Origin of the sequence: Lyngbya sp. PCC 8106 (genome assembly GCF_000169095.1) — a bacterium.
Lineage (GTDB): Bacteria > Cyanobacteriota > Cyanobacteriia > Cyanobacteriales > Microcoleaceae > Capilliphycus.
On sequence record NZ_AAVU01000081.1, the window covers coordinates 1 to 13,503 of the forward strand.

12 protein-coding genes are annotated in these 13,503 nt (G+C 42.8%); 7 read left to right on the top strand and 5 right to left on the bottom strand.

The window, feature by feature from the left end:
- The first annotated feature begins 519 nt into the window (after positions 1-519).
- Positions 520-1,065: a Uma2 family endonuclease gene (locus tag L8106_RS28360; protein ID WP_039897490.1), complete on the top strand. Its 546-nt coding sequence runs from the start codon at positions 520-522 to the stop codon at positions 1,063-1,065.
- A gap of 17 nt (positions 1,066-1,082) precedes the next feature.
- Here L8106_RS28360 and L8106_RS28365 read toward each other — a convergent pair whose 3' ends face one another.
- Complete coding sequence (locus L8106_RS28365) at positions 1,083-1,793, bottom strand: HAD family hydrolase (RefSeq protein ID WP_009788022.1); 711 nt, start codon at positions 1,791-1,793, stop codon at positions 1,083-1,085.
- A gap of 265 nt (positions 1,794-2,058) precedes the next feature.
- Between L8106_RS28365 and L8106_RS28370 the strand changes: the two genes are divergently transcribed.
- Positions 2,059-3,093: a hypothetical protein gene (locus L8106_RS28370; RefSeq protein WP_009788023.1), complete on the top strand. Its 1,035-nt coding sequence runs from the start codon at positions 2,059-2,061 to the stop codon at positions 3,091-3,093.
- A 277-nt stretch (positions 3,094-3,370) separates the two neighbouring features.
- On the opposite strand, the gene L8106_RS28375 is transcribed toward L8106_RS28370, so the two are convergent.
- Positions 3,371-3,934: a phycobiliprotein lyase gene (locus L8106_RS28375; protein ID WP_039897492.1), complete on the bottom strand. Its 564-nt coding sequence runs from the start codon at positions 3,932-3,934 to the stop codon at positions 3,371-3,373.
- Positions 3,935-4,098: 164 nt separating this feature from the next.
- Between L8106_RS28375 and L8106_RS28380 the strand changes: the two genes are divergently transcribed.
- The gene (locus L8106_RS28380; RefSeq protein WP_009788025.1) at positions 4,099-5,655 is read left to right on the top strand and encodes an MBL fold metallo-hydrolase; all 1,557 of its coding nucleotides are present in this window, start codon (positions 4,099-4,101) and stop codon (positions 5,653-5,655) included.
- A 109-nt stretch (positions 5,656-5,764) separates the two neighbouring features.
- Here the strand turns inward: L8106_RS28380 and L8106_RS28385 are convergent, their stop codons facing one another.
- Entirely contained in the window at positions 5,765-6,076 is a 312-nt protein-coding gene (locus L8106_RS28385; RefSeq protein ID WP_009788026.1) for a DUF6679 family protein, read from the bottom strand.
- Between the two features lie 341 nt (positions 6,077-6,417).
- On the opposite strand from L8106_RS28385, the gene ubiE reads away from it, so the two are divergent.
- From ubiE to L8106_RS28405, 3 genes are all read left to right on the top strand, one after another.
- Positions 6,418-7,155, top strand: coding sequence for a bifunctional demethylmenaquinone methyltransferase/2-methoxy-6-polyprenyl-1,4-benzoquinol methylase UbiE (ubiE, locus tag L8106_RS28395; protein WP_232228613.1), 738 nt, complete (start codon positions 6,418-6,420; stop codon positions 7,153-7,155).
- Positions 7,156-7,216: 61 nt separating this feature from the next.
- The gene (locus L8106_RS28400; protein WP_009788029.1) at positions 7,217-8,449 is read left to right on the top strand and encodes a DUF445 domain-containing protein; all 1,233 of its coding nucleotides are present in this window, start codon (positions 7,217-7,219) and stop codon (positions 8,447-8,449) included.
- A 103-nt stretch (positions 8,450-8,552) separates the two neighbouring features.
- A complete protein-coding gene (locus tag L8106_RS28405) occupies positions 8,553-8,849 on the top strand; it encodes a DUF3493 domain-containing protein (protein WP_009788030.1) in 297 nt (98 codons plus the stop codon).
- Positions 8,850-9,175: 326 nt separating this feature from the next.
- Here the strand turns inward: L8106_RS28405 and L8106_RS28410 are convergent, their stop codons facing one another.
- Positions 9,176-10,891 carry a DUF1565 domain-containing protein gene (locus L8106_RS28410; protein WP_009788031.1) on the bottom strand — a complete coding sequence of 572 codons (1,716 nt, stop codon included), beginning with the start codon at positions 10,889-10,891 and terminating at the stop codon, positions 9,176-9,178.
- 929 nt (positions 10,892-11,820) lie between these two features.
- On the opposite strand from L8106_RS28410, the gene L8106_RS34315 reads away from it, so the two are divergent.
- Positions 11,821-12,717 carry a calcium-binding protein gene (locus L8106_RS34315; RefSeq protein ID WP_009788032.1) on the top strand — a complete coding sequence of 299 codons (897 nt, stop codon included), beginning with the start codon at positions 11,821-11,823 and terminating at the stop codon, positions 12,715-12,717.
- Positions 12,718-12,751: 34 nt separating this feature from the next.
- Here the strand turns inward: L8106_RS34315 and truB are convergent.
- A partial coding sequence (gene truB, locus L8106_RS28420; protein WP_009788033.1) for a tRNA pseudouridine(55) synthase TruB occupies positions 12,752-13,503 on the bottom strand: 752 nt, incomplete at its 5' end.

Genomic DNA, 13,503 nt, shown 5'->3' on the forward strand with positions numbered 1-13,503 from the left:
CACAAATCTTCGATAATTTGTCTAGCCTTTTCTCGATCTGATGAACTGCGACCCCCTCCTTCTAGTTGAACTAGAAATCCTGACCATTTGGATTTAGGCAAGTCTAAGTTATCAATGACGATAAAATAACTTTTTTTCATTCCTTTAGTTTAACACCCATTTTGACCTAAAGAAAAATATTAACTGACGGGGTGACAATATGGCTAGGAGATTGATGAGTTGCTAACTAGAACAATCTGTGGTCAAAAAAGAATAATCTAAATTGTCAATAAGACTGTCAGGCGTTAAAAAATGCTTCCTCTCCCGTCTAAAAATTAAGCTTTTTGTCTTTAAAAAACTTTAAATTTTTCTTCGAGACTTACCCACAATCTGTCATTTATTATATTATAATCAGATCTCAAAAACTAAATCTCAGACTAGAATTGAATCAAAGGTTATAAATCGCCATTCTTGAACTGTTGGCGTAGTATACTAAAAGCATCAATGATAGACTAAAGCGAAGGTTGATCAAGGTGAAAGATGACACTATCAACGCTAAAGTGGAGCCTAGAAGATTACCACCACATGATTAAAACCGGGTTACTTGATGATCGCCCTGTGGAGTTGTTAGCCGGAGAAATTGTTCAAATGTCCCCAGAAGGCGAATCTCATGCGTTTTTTAGTCGAACAGCAGGTCAATATCTCACCCGTTTACTCGGTGATCACGCCCTTGTGAGTCCCGCTAAACCCATTACCCTACCCAACCAGTCGGAACCGGAACCGGATATCGCCATTGTCGAACCTCTGGGGCGAGAGTATCTGACTCATCATCCTTATCCTGAAAATATCTTTTGGGTGATTGAATATGCTAATACCAGTTTAGAGAAGGATTCAACGGTAAAATATCACCTCTATGCTGAGGCGGGAATCCCGGAATATTGGCTAGTGAATTTGCAAACTGGGGAATTAATTGTTTACCGTCAACCTAATGGACGTGAATATGGATCTAAAATGACGTTAAAAGACGGGAATATTTCTCCTCTTGCTTTTCCTGATATCACGATTCCCGTTGATGCGATGATTTAGGCTTAACAAATCAGAGTTTAAAATTGCAACTCTTTCAAGCTTGTACATTTGATTAAGTCTGATTTTTCTTGTTCATTTCGATCAATTAAAATCCCTCGAATTCCGGCAGCTTTTGCCCCTTGATAGTCGGCTTTAAAACTGTCTCCAATATGTACAACTTTTTCAGGAGAACATTGATGTTTTTGTAATGCAATTGTAAAAATTTTGGGGTCTGGTTTTGCAGCACCCACATGAGTTGAAATGGTAACAGAGTTAAAATATTCAGCTAAGTTTAGTGCTTCTAAAACAGGATACAATCTGGAATCAAAGTTAGACAAAACTCCCAGTTCAATGCCTTGATTTTGCCATTGTTTTAACATCGGTTGTACGTCGGGATAAACAAACCAAGGCTCGTCGGTTTCAAAGTAGGCATAAAGAACTTTAAAAAACTCTGAAAAGTCTTCAAACTCTTTAAATAAACCCACCTGTTTAAAAGTGTTGATCGCAATTAATTCCCACCATTCAAACTCTAACTGAGGAATTTCTTCAAGACTTTTTTCCGGGAAAGCCATGATAGGAGAAGTAGCAAACTTTTGAAAAAATGCTTGATTTAAAGAATTGGGTTCAGCGATCACTCCAAACTGATTGGCGAGTTTTGCATAAACTGCACCCACACTATCTCGTACACCAAATAACGTTCCAACAGCATCAAGAAAAATAACTTGGGGTTTAAAAGTATCAAAAATCATTTTAAAGCAGGAACAAGGTAAAAGTTACAAAGAAATTCAGAACACAGCGATCGCCAAAACTTCAAACGGTTCCCTGTCGCCTAGAATTGTATCAAATCCCGTTATTCCTGTAGAGCCATTTAAAATGTCTTAAAAAGTTGGCAACCTTGAATAATCCGTGACAAAATGAGATACTAGCATAGTGTCTCTCTACAATCATCTACAATCAGCCCTTACCCATCCAGAACGATTCTATTCACACTATCACATTTCACTCCTACACACTATGTCTAAATTAATCAAACGCTTAGACATTTCTGCTCATCCTCGCCTAGAACAATCTTTAGGCTACAATGCAGAAAATCGCTGGGTTGCTTGGCGTTGGGAACCGGATCTCGAACAACCCTTTTACACCGATGGTCAAACAACAGGAACTTCTAACAGTTTAGCTTGGCAAGTCTTTATTGAACATCCCCAAGTCAGCTATGATTTACACAACTACCAATTAGCCGAAGTTGATCGGTATTGGTTGTTATTGGATCGCAAAACTCGCAATCTTTATGTGGGTGAGGGTAAAATTATTCAAGGTTTGTTAGATCAGCCCGAAGGTTTAGGGTTGCTGGCTTCTTTGGATGGAAATAGTAATCCTTTCCGTGATACTCGCTACACCCTCGGAAAACTGACTCGTTTCAATCCCCTTCGTAGTTGGCTAAGACTCATTCCAATTGGTTTGGGTGCGGCTTTAATTGCAGGAGTTGGAATTGCAAATTGGTCTTCTTTATTATCTCCTAGAGAGGAACAAAAACAAGCCATTCAACCTATACCTGTGACTCCAGTTTCTCCGACTGCGAGTTGTGGGGTGGGAGGTTCACAGGATTTTTCAGCTTTTGTAACTTCTGCTTCTGGGGATAAAGAACTGCATTTGGTGGGAGTGTATGAATCTCACTCTTATCATAGCGGTAATAATCATCCGACTGGAGAAGCCCAGGTGAGAGTCACCCGTCAAGGGAAACCGATTATTTTGGCGTTGTCATCCTACGAACCTGTCAACTGGAATATACAGGTAGAACCCGGTGTTGAGATTGAGAAAATTATTGTCAATGGATACCATGATCAAAAAGTGACAGGTATTTCTGGAATTCCCATTGAGGAGTATAGTCACGAAGGAACTGAAAAATTCTTAGGAGATTTTGTTTATAGCTGGAATTCCGCAGATAACAAAGGAACTCCGGCTTTAGTGACTCAACTCAATCAACTCACCGGAACTCAATTAACTTCCTTTCAAGGATGCTATCGGGGAACTCAGTTTGTCATCCAGTAAAAGCTTAAGAAATCATTGCATTCTGCTTGAAATTTAAGGTTGATAGTAGGATAAGTGAAAGCAAGAGGTTTAGATTCTCCTCTGCTCTCTTGTACCCTGCCTTCTCTAGCAGATAGGGTGAGTGTGTTAACTACCCTATCTGGTTTCCCTGTCAGACCCAGTTAGGCAGTTGAGTCTTTACAAAGTCATCAGTTTTTGAACGTTTGAAGCCAAGATAAGATTGCTAATTTCCCTAGAACAGTTGCTATGCAGGAAGTTACAATTTTAAACTTTATGGTTAACTGTTATCGGCTTGTTTTTGTTCAACACCAAACCCTGCTAAAACAACAGTTTCTAGGGGTTGATCTTCTAAAGGACGCTGGTAGTTTAAGATTTTCCGAATGCGTAACTGAGGATTAATCAAGGTGATCGAATCAACAGAAACCACGCGACTATACTGAGTCGTCATTAACAGCTCTCGGGTGTGAACATCGTACCGGAAATGAGCAATCATCGGTTTAGCTTCTTCATAGGCTTTATCTCGAAGATAATCTCCTTCAATGTAGGGAAGTTCAACCTTTTGAGGAACAAACAAAATATGTAACTGTTGGGATACCTTGTCCCCTTTTTCTGAAACTGTCTCAAAAGCCAGTCGATATCCCGGTAACTCCTCTAAGTTATGTTCAGTAGAACATTGGTTATCCGCTAGCACTTGAGATTTAATCTCCGAGTTGATTGGATAGATCACAAACTCAGTATGTGAGCGTTCAACCTCCTGATGAGTCAAGTAGTGATAGGTGCGTTCTGTTGTCCAAGTTCCCACACAATGGTCAAAAAATTCTTGAAATTGAGCAATAGACATAACAATTTGCTGCTCCTGGCTTGAAACACTTGTTAACATTTTTTTATCAAAAATCGATCGCCGAATTAAAATCTAAACTAAATTCTTAATATTGACTGATCCTTGTGATTGACCTGGAATGTTTCCCTTATAGCGTTGGCCATGCTGATGAGGGGATTTGTCTGATGCTACGAATGGGGCCTCATCGAATCTTACTCGATTGTGGCATACAGGATATTTCACCCTTATTAGCAACGAGTAAACGCTCCCAGCCTGCTGATTTTGTGTTCTGTACCCATGCTCATGCCGATCATGCCATTGGTTTACTCGCACTCCATCAAGCCTATCCTCAACTGCCGATTTACGCGAGTGAAGTCACGGCTCAACTCCTGCCTTTAAATTGGCCAGAAATTTCCCCGCAGGAGATGCCGCAATTTTGTCAGCCTTTATCTTGGAAATCTGAGATTCAACTCCAAAAGGGACTCTCTGCTACCTTATTTCCGGCTGGCCATTTACCCGGTGCAGCAGCGATTTTACTGAAATATCATGCTCCCGAACGAACCTATAAATTGCTGTACACGGGTGATTTTTTCCTATCCAATTCTCGACTCGTAGAAGGATTACCCCTTGGAGAGTTACGGAGTCTCAAACCGGATGTTTTGATTTTAGAAGGGTCTTATGGAACCGCCCGTCATCCCCATCGACGTCAGCTTGAAAACCAGTTAGCAGAGCGTATTGAACAGGCTTTAACCTCTGGATATTCAATCTTGTTTCCGACTCCCCCCCTGGGCTTAGGACAAGAGTTGTTGATGTTGCTTCGCAGCCATCACTATTTTACAGGTCGTGATATTGATATTTGGGTTGATCGCCAAGTGTCTCAAGGCTGTGATATTTATCTAGAACTTCTGCCCTATTTTCCAACCAGTGTACAGAATTTTGCTCAACATCAACCCTTGTTTTGGGATGAACGTATTCGTCCCCGAGTTCGACGCCTAACATCGGAACAAAGTCCAACTTTGAGTGAGTTTCCCTGTGTGGTGATTGCCGAACGCGAAACGTGGGGACAACAATATGCTGATTATCAACGCGAATCTTGGGTTTTATTTTGGCCCGAAAGACCCGGACAGGCATTAAAGATTCCGCCAGAACTTGAGTCTCAGTTTCAGCGAGTGGAAACTTATTTCCTCTCAGAACATAGTGACGGGGCAGGTATCACGCAACTCATTCATAATGTGCGTCCTCAACACGTTATTTTTGTGCATGGCTCTCCCTTATATTTAGCAGACTTGACGAACCTTGATGAGTTACGCAACCGCTACCAACTCCACTATCCTTCGGCCGGGACATTGGTTCAATTGCCTGTGGGTGAAACGTTTATACAGCCTGCTTTACCCGAAACCCATTATCAGGCAGAAGTTGCTGAGTTAGCCACAGAAATTAACATTGTGGTTTCTCAATCGATTACCACCGATCCGCGTTGGCAGAGCTTTGCTGATACCGGGATGGTGGAAGTGCGTTGGCAAGGTGAGGAATTGGTATTGCGGGGGATCTCCCAACGAGAATTACTCAGTCAAGGGAGTGATCCGGTTTTTCCCTCTGAGTTAGAATGTTGCGGTAACTGCCTCTATTATCGCGGCCAACGTTGTACCAATCCCTCTTCGGCTTTTTTCAACTTTAAAGTGACACCAGACGGTTGCTGTCCGGTATTTGAAGCCAGTCAAGAGTTAGAAGATCGGGATTAGTCGGTGAGCGATGGAAAAAGGCGAGATCGGGTGGAACTCAGCAAGACATCATTAGTTGTGATGATTTACCCCAGCTTGCTGTTAACCATCGCACTCATCGCCTGGCCGATTATTCTGGATTCGAGTCAGAAGAAGGATTACGAATTTGTTCGGCTTCTGGACAATCTTCTGCAATTTGAGGATCAAAATATCCTCTCGATACCGAGGCTAACTGCTGGCTGACAGCACCAATACTTTCTAGACGCACCATTTCTTCCCAAGAAGAGATTTCGTCATCTTCCTCTATTTCATAACGCAGGGTGACTAGATCTCCCTCTATGTCGAGAATACGGGCTTTCTCTATCCAGCGTTGTTGATCCCGCAAGAAGATAGAAACTTCACGACCGTCACAACAAAGTTGATAGATCTTGCGATGGAGCATTTTAAACTTATCCTGAGAAGTGCGCTAACTTTTGTCTATCTCTAAGTGACGTACTCCCAACAGCGATGCGAACACAAGCTGCTGGCTTCTCCCACCTGCTGCATCTTGAACGATCTCTGTTACCAAAGTGCAGGATTCGAGCATTTTATAGTGAGGACACGCCCAGCCCCACTTACTATAGTTAAATTTTACCCGATCATGGGGCAAAATGCACGAATTCATCCGAATAGATGGGGAGAGGGAGAGGTCGGGAGAGATAGAAAGAAACTTCTAGCTGAGATCGCAAACTTTAGAAGTGATTCTAGAATTCCCTGTTATAATGATGGGTTGAACAAGGGAGAATGTCAAAAAGCAGAGTTCTGATGGATGACAAACAGAAAATTCAAGGCATTTTTAATCGCATCGCTCCCGTCTATGATCGGATGAATGATGAGTTCAGTTGGGGAGGCCATCGCATCTGGAAAAAGATGGCTCTCCACTGGAGTCAGGCGCAACCCGGACAAACGGGCTTAGACTTATGTTGTGGGAGTGGAGATCTCGCTTTATTGCTCGCTCAACGGCTAGGAACTCAAGGTCAGGTGTCTGGCGTAGATTTTTCTGCTGAACAACTCGCGATCGCTCAAACTCGCCAAAAACCGTTTACTGTTCCACTCGCCCCGATCTCTTGGATAGAAGCAGATGCCTTGGATCTCCCATTTGCAGATAATACCTTTGATTGTGCAACCATGGGCTATGGTTTGCGAAATGTTATTGATATTCCCCTCAGTCTACAAGAACTCTATCGGGTTCTCAAACCGGGCGCAACCGCAGCAATTCTAGATCTGAACCGTCCGAGTGATGTCGGGTTGAGAAGTTTCCAGCAGTGGTACTTAAATACAGTGGTGGTTCCGACTGCCAAACGGTTTGGTTTGAGGGAAGAATATGCTTATATTAACCCGAGTCTTGATCAATTTCCAATCGGTCGTCAACAAGTCGCTCTGGCTAAGACTGCGGGCTTCCGACAAGCAACCCATTATGCGATCGCAGGCGGTATGATGGGAGTGTTGGTGGTCACAAAAACAGTGAATAGTCAGCAGTAATCCGTTAGTTGTATCAGTGTTATGAAGCAGGTAACTGATCGCTGATCACTGATAACTCAATATGGCAAACTCGTTTGAACTTTGGATTTTAATTGCTCCGCCAATTTTAGGTGGAATTATCGGCTATTTCACGAATGATTTAGCCATAAAAATGTTATTTCGTCCTTATCGTCCCATCCGAGTCGGTGGACGTACACTCCCTTTTACACCCGGTTTAATTCCCCGCAACCAGGAACGCTTATCTAAACGAGTTTCAGATACAATTATGAGTTCTCTCCTCACACCAGAGGAGTTACAAAATTTAGCCCGTCGCTTGTTAAAACTCGAACGAATGGAAGCGACAATTAATTGGCTACTCCGGTTAGCTTTAGAGCAAGTTCAAGCCGATACTCAACAAAAAACTGCTAAAATTTTAGCCGGGGTTTTACATGACTTACTCGGAGAATCTTTACCTCGAATTCTGAAAATTTGGGCGAGACGGGAAGATTTTCTCGAACTTCAACTCAATCAAATTTTTGATCAAGTTTTACTTGAATTTCAGTTAACAGACAAACAAGCTCGCCAGCTTTCTGACTGGTTAGTAGAAGTTGTCATTCCTCCGGAAGTCATCCGACAGGCTTTAATAGATTTTCTCACCGATCGCAATATTTCTATTATTGATGAAGGCTTTCGAGAACGATCTAGTGGTACTTATTGGGTTGTTGCCAATTTGTTTGGTCTGCGAAATAGCTTAACGCGCTTACGAACTTTTTGTTTAGATGAAAGAGAGGAAACCAATCGTAGATTAGCAGAATTAATTATTGCTTTGGGAATGCGACAACGACTGCAAGAATGGTTACAAAATTTATCCCTGCAAAATTTACCTGTTTCTACAGTACGCCAACTTCGCAAAACCATTCGAGATTCAGTGCGTCATTATTTGCAAGAACGAGGCATTGATATTATTCAAGGTTTAAGTCAATCGATTGATTGGGAAAATGTTTCTACTTTGATTTTAAAGCGATTGCAAACTTCACCTGTAGTCAGCAATTCTTTAGAGTTGGTGAGTCAAGAATTAGCTTTGGTGTTAGAACGTTATCTCGAACGAGATTTAGAAAAAATTGTCGCTCAAGTGATTCCGATTTTAAATATTGATCAGGTGATTATTGATCGCGTTATGGCGACTTCTCCCCAAGAATTAGAAGTGGCGGTGAATGGTATTGTCAAAAGTGAGTTACAAGCCATTGTTAACTTAGGAGGGGTGTTAGGGGTGATTATTGGTTGTCTGCAAACGATACTACTCTTAGTTCGCTAAACTGTTTAACGGATAGGGAGATTGGGAGATTTTGCTTTCTGAGTTGGGATGCAGTTCTCGACAGAGAATAGTAAAATATACCGAGCAACTCTTCGCAAAATTCATGTCCAAGCCCAACTCAAATCGTCAGTCTCCCAAAAGTCAACTCTCACCCGAAAAGTACGCCCGTCTCAAAGCTGAACTCAAGACTCCGTATCGAGGGCTACGGCAATTTATTTATGTCGGATTTGGGGCTTCTGGCTTTATTGGGGCTTTAGTCTTTTTGGCCCAAGTGTTAGCCGGGCGAGAAGTTGCTTCTGCGTTACCCAACTTAGCCCTTCAAGTCGGTGTTGTGGCTTTGATGGTTTGGTTATTTCGCCTAGAAAACCGAGCGAGCCGTCGTTCCTCCCAGTCCAAGTAACATAACTTTACAATTATAGATAAAGATATATAACCCTTAAAGAAAAGAAAATAAAGAAAATATTACGAAATAAAGGATCACCTGCGATCCCTGCAAAAATATAGAAACAATCTCAAATGGGGTCAACCGATATTAGAGACCCTAACCATAAATCCCTTTTTATCGTTCAAATGGGGTCAGCCTTAATAAAGACCCTAACTATAACTAAGCTAAACAAAGCACCAGCTTTCCCACTCAGGAAGGTTGGTGTTTTGATGTCAAGTTCTAGGTTTCGGATGTCTAGCGGAAGTCGGGAGGTCGGGAGATTTTGACCTCACAATCTCTAATTACGGATTACTCACTAGGTAAGGAGAATCAATCGCTTGAGCTTTTCCCGCATTAACCAAGGCTTGGTAAACAAACGCCGCAATATCAGCACGAGTCGCGACTTGATTAGGATTTAACTGATTTTGCTGAGGATAATTAACAATCAGTTGCTTTTGAGTCGCTCCGGCAACGGCTTGTAACGCCCAGTTGGGAATCTGATTGAAATCTTGATAGATCGACAATAGATTAGTATTCTCAGAGGTATAACCCAAACCCTTCGCTAACCCGACAATACCCTGAACCCTAGTCAGTTGTTCGTTGGGTTTAAACTTACCATCTGGATACCCCGAGAGAAAACCCGCCCGATAAGCCGTTTGAATCGCGTTGTATCCCCAAAAATTTTGAGACACATCACTAAAATTAGTTGCAGGTTGCTGAGGGGCGGGTGAAAATGCTTTTTGTACAATCGTTGCAAATTGTACCCGAGTAATCGGTTCATCGGGGCGGAACGAACCATCCTCAAATCCTGACATAATTCCTTGAGTCACTAAAGCCTCAATATAAGGTTGCGCCCAATGACCCCGCAAATCAGATAAACTCCCCGCAGACAGATCAACATTCGGTGCATTTACAGACGCCGCCACAAACTCCACCGCCCCAGAAATTCGACTTTCATCAATCTCATTTCCTACCGCTAACAAAGTATTTCCGCGAGTGGCGTTGTAAACATCGTAGCGACCATTGTTGCGAATAATATTATTTCCCGGATTTTCAGAAGTCCCTAAATTGGGTTGAGATTGAGCGATCGCCACGACTCCATCTCGGCTATTATTTTCAATGAGATTATTACGCAGTATCGGTTGAGCGGAATGTGAAACGACAATCCCATCTCGGTTTTCGATAATCTGATTTTCCAGAACTTGAGGTGCAGCTTGGTCATTAATAGAAATAGCAAATCCAGTATTTTGAAATAAGTTACTGCGAATTTCTCCTTGACCGGAACGAGCAACAGAAATACCATTTCCTTCATTTTGAATAAAGATATTATTCTCAACTTTAGGATTTCCTTCTGCACTAATAAAAATACCATCCCGTTTGCTATTGAAAAAAGTTGAATTCGTAATTGTAGGTGAAGAGGATTCCACCCAGAGAGCGGTACCACGTGTATTCGGATTGGTGAGAGTTACGCCGCTAATTTGGCTGTTTCCCTCGCTTCTCAGTGTTATATTTTGACGAGCAAAAGTGGGACTGACAAAATTTCCACCTCCAGTGATCACCACATTTTGACCATTATTAGACGCATCTCCCTGCAACACAACACCATTAGGAACAGAAATGGGGAAGATTTCTCCGGTTTGTTGGCTATAGGTTCCCGGTGCGAGTTGAACCGTAACGCCCGATTTGGCGTTTTGTAAGGCGGAGGTAATAGTACGGAAGGGTAGGGCTTGATTTCCCGAAGTTTCGCCATCAACTCCATTAACAGGATCAACATAAATGATTTGGGCTTGAACGAGTTGTTGGGGTGGGGGAGTTTGTGGCAATCTTCGCAGGAAAGCCGGGGAGGGTTGAGCGTTGAGCGGGGTAGGGGTTCCAACAGAAGCAGTGACTCCTAAAATCAGAGTTAAAGTCAATTGACGAATTCCCTCGCCAGAAAAGACAGACTGTAAGGACGTTTTTGTAAAAACTTGTAAGGGAAAACAGGGTTTAGTCAGAGAATTTTTTAGGGGGTTATTCATGGCTCAAAGTGAGGAACAGTCGGTGATCGAGGATTGTCGTTTGAACTTAGGGTCTGAAAACAGATCAAATCATCAAAGCAGATATTCTGATCGTGCTAACTGTGAGAATTTTAACGAATTTAACGCTGAAGCTAAAAGGAAAATGATCAATACCTGTTGTTTCTCAAAAAGGGAGTCCAGAAAATTCTTCATCCGTCTGCTATTCCACACACACGGACACACTCACCCGATAACGGGCTGATTTATGTCGTTTCTCAAAAATTCTCAATTTTGTGGGATAAGTTGGGAACAATTAATGCACAATCAGCGTCACCGTAAATGGTATGGTGACACGTAGCTTTTATATTGGTGTTTCTCGAGTTTATTTGTCCTGACCCCTGTTTCCAGACCGGATCGGTAATCAGATAGTTCCAATGCTCGACTCGGGGAATTCCATCATTGGGAAGTACAGGCGTCTCATTGGATCTTTTCCGGACGAGTCTTTAGGGGTAAAGGTGTTTGGGGTGAGGAGGTAACTCAGGCTGAGGTTGTATAGGGTTGTCAGTACGCCGGTCATCCCATCATTTTTGGAGGCCATGCCAAAACCTATTGCATTCTCTCAAGCAATTCTGATATTCTGGTACAGAATTTTTAGAAATTGACTTGTTGATAACTGATCCTCACTCTAGTGAGGAAAATAAAGTGTCCCATAATGAAAACTTAAAGTCAAGTTGCTAAAACATCCCAGTTATCACTTAAATCTCATAATATTTTGATACACTGGGTCTTCTGTTATTTTTCCATGTAAGCCAGACCGGATTTGGCTTAGACTAAACGAAAGATCTGGTAAATTTGTACCTCAATAGCAGAAATAATCTGCCAGATACACGACTCCTATTGTAGAATCCCATTGTTGAAATTCAAGTGTACAACTCTCGTGTGGAGGAGATATGTCAGATATTAGTGGAAGTTCGGGTTTAGAGGTAGTTGGTGGCGGTATCGGGGGAGGAAATCTCGTCCTGGGTGAACAAGCCGCAGGCGACAATAGAATCCAACCGACCCTCACCGGTGTCACAGAAGTTCGTGGACAAGGGGGGAATGATGTTATTGTTCCCGGACCCAATAATCCTGATGCGACTATTTTTGGTCTGAGTGGTAATGATTCCATTTTTGGCGGTACCGGAGATAACGAAATCTTTGGGAACGAAGGCAACGACACCACCTATGGTCTAGCCGGAGACGATGCCCTCTATGGAGGTCAAGGAGATGACTATCTGTTCGGTGGGGATGATGATGACCGACTCCAAGGGGATGCTGGTAATGACACCCTAGCCGGAGGCAGTGGTAACGATAGTCTGTTTGGCGGTGAGGGCAATGACCTTCTGGAAGGGAACGATGGTGATGATGTCCTCTACGGAAACCAAGGCAATGACCTATTGCAAGGTGACGGTGGAAGTGACACCATGTTTGGGGGTCAAGGCAATGATACCCTCCAAGGTGGAGATGGTGGCGACTCCCTCTTAGGGGACAAGGGTAATGACCGCTTGAATGGTGGTACAGGAACAGATACCTATGCCTTTACCTTTGCAGGCGGAAGTGATGCAGATACCATTGTTGCCTTTGAGAGTGGAGAAACCATTGCTTTAGGTGGAGAGGTATTCGACGCCCTCGGTGGAGATGTCGAAGCTGCTGAGTTTACTTTGGTGGGAACTGAGGCTGAAAGAGCAGCAGCAGATACACCTTTGGTCTATGTCCAAGAAACAGGTGAACTGTTCTTTGATGGACAACTGGTGGCAACCATCTTAAACAACCCCGATCTCAATGCTGGAGATTTCGAGGTATTCTAAGCGGCAATCTATTGTGGGTAGGGCAATACTGGGTTCAGTTTGCCTTGCCTTCTTGGGGATGAACTTGAGACCCGTCGGCGAGAACAATTTGGTGGCTCAACAGGATTTGAGAATCACGGACAACTCGTTGACCTAACCCTAAAAGTAAGCCGTTAGGATGATAGACTCTAAAAATCGAGGGAGTGCTATTTTCCGATTCACAAACTATTCGTTGTCCCTGACACCAGCGTTTAGCCTTTTCATCGGAAGAAAGTGTAATGGCTTCTAGGTGTTTCAAAGCGATAGATGCCGGAATCAGTTGAAAAGTGTCTTGTTGGATTTGAGACTCTAACGCTTCGATGGTTAAACTGTTTGTGAGATCAAAGCCGCTACTGTGAGTCCGAACTAAGTGCGCTAAGGTTCCTCCGGTGTTTAGCATTTCGCCTAAATCTCGGGCAATTGAGCGAATATAAGTCCCCGCCCCACAAGCAATCTCTAATTCTAATTCAGGAAACTCACCACAATTCCAGCCTAAAACTTCTAAATTAAAAACTTCAACAGTGCGCTTGGGAACCTCTACAACTTTTCCTTGACGGGCTAAATCATATAACCGTTTTCCTTCGACTTGAACGGCACTATAGCGAGGGGGAATCTGTTCAATTTTACCTAAAAAACGGGGTAAAACAGCTTGAATTTGTTCTAACTTTAATTCCGTAATTTGATGAGTGGTGAGAGTTTCGCCTTCTAAATCATCCGTTGTGGTGGTCATGCCAAAACGAATCTTTGCTCGATAAGCCTTTTGAGTGG

Coding starts and splice junctions, on each gene's coding strand:
- L8106_RS28360 (WP_039897490.1), top strand. CDS start 520: ATGACACTATCAACGCTAAAGTGGAGCCTAGAAGATTACCACCACATG.
- L8106_RS28365 (WP_009788022.1), bottom strand. CDS start 1,793: ATGATTTTTGATACTTTTAAACCCCAAGTTATTTTTCTTGATGCTGTT.
- L8106_RS28370 (WP_009788023.1), top strand. CDS start 2,059: ATGTCTAAATTAATCAAACGCTTAGACATTTCTGCTCATCCTCGCCTA.
- L8106_RS28375 (WP_039897492.1), bottom strand. CDS start 3,934: ATGTCTATTGCTCAATTTCAAGAATTTTTTGACCATTGTGTGGGAACT.
- L8106_RS28380 (WP_009788025.1), top strand. CDS start 4,099: ATGCTACGAATGGGGCCTCATCGAATCTTACTCGATTGTGGCATACAG.
- L8106_RS28385 (WP_009788026.1), bottom strand. CDS start 6,076: ATGCTCCATCGCAAGATCTATCAACTTTGTTGTGACGGTCGTGAAGTT.
- ubiE (WP_232228613.1), top strand. CDS start 6,418: ATGTCAAAAAGCAGAGTTCTGATGGATGACAAACAGAAAATTCAAGGC.
- L8106_RS28400 (WP_009788029.1), top strand. CDS start 7,217: ATGGCAAACTCGTTTGAACTTTGGATTTTAATTGCTCCGCCAATTTTA.
- L8106_RS28405 (WP_009788030.1), top strand. CDS start 8,553: ATGTCCAAGCCCAACTCAAATCGTCAGTCTCCCAAAAGTCAACTCTCA.
- L8106_RS28410 (WP_009788031.1), bottom strand. CDS start 10,891: ATGAATAACCCCCTAAAAAATTCTCTGACTAAACCCTGTTTTCCCTTA.
- L8106_RS34315 (WP_009788032.1), top strand. CDS start 11,821: ATGTCAGATATTAGTGGAAGTTCGGGTTTAGAGGTAGTTGGTGGCGGT.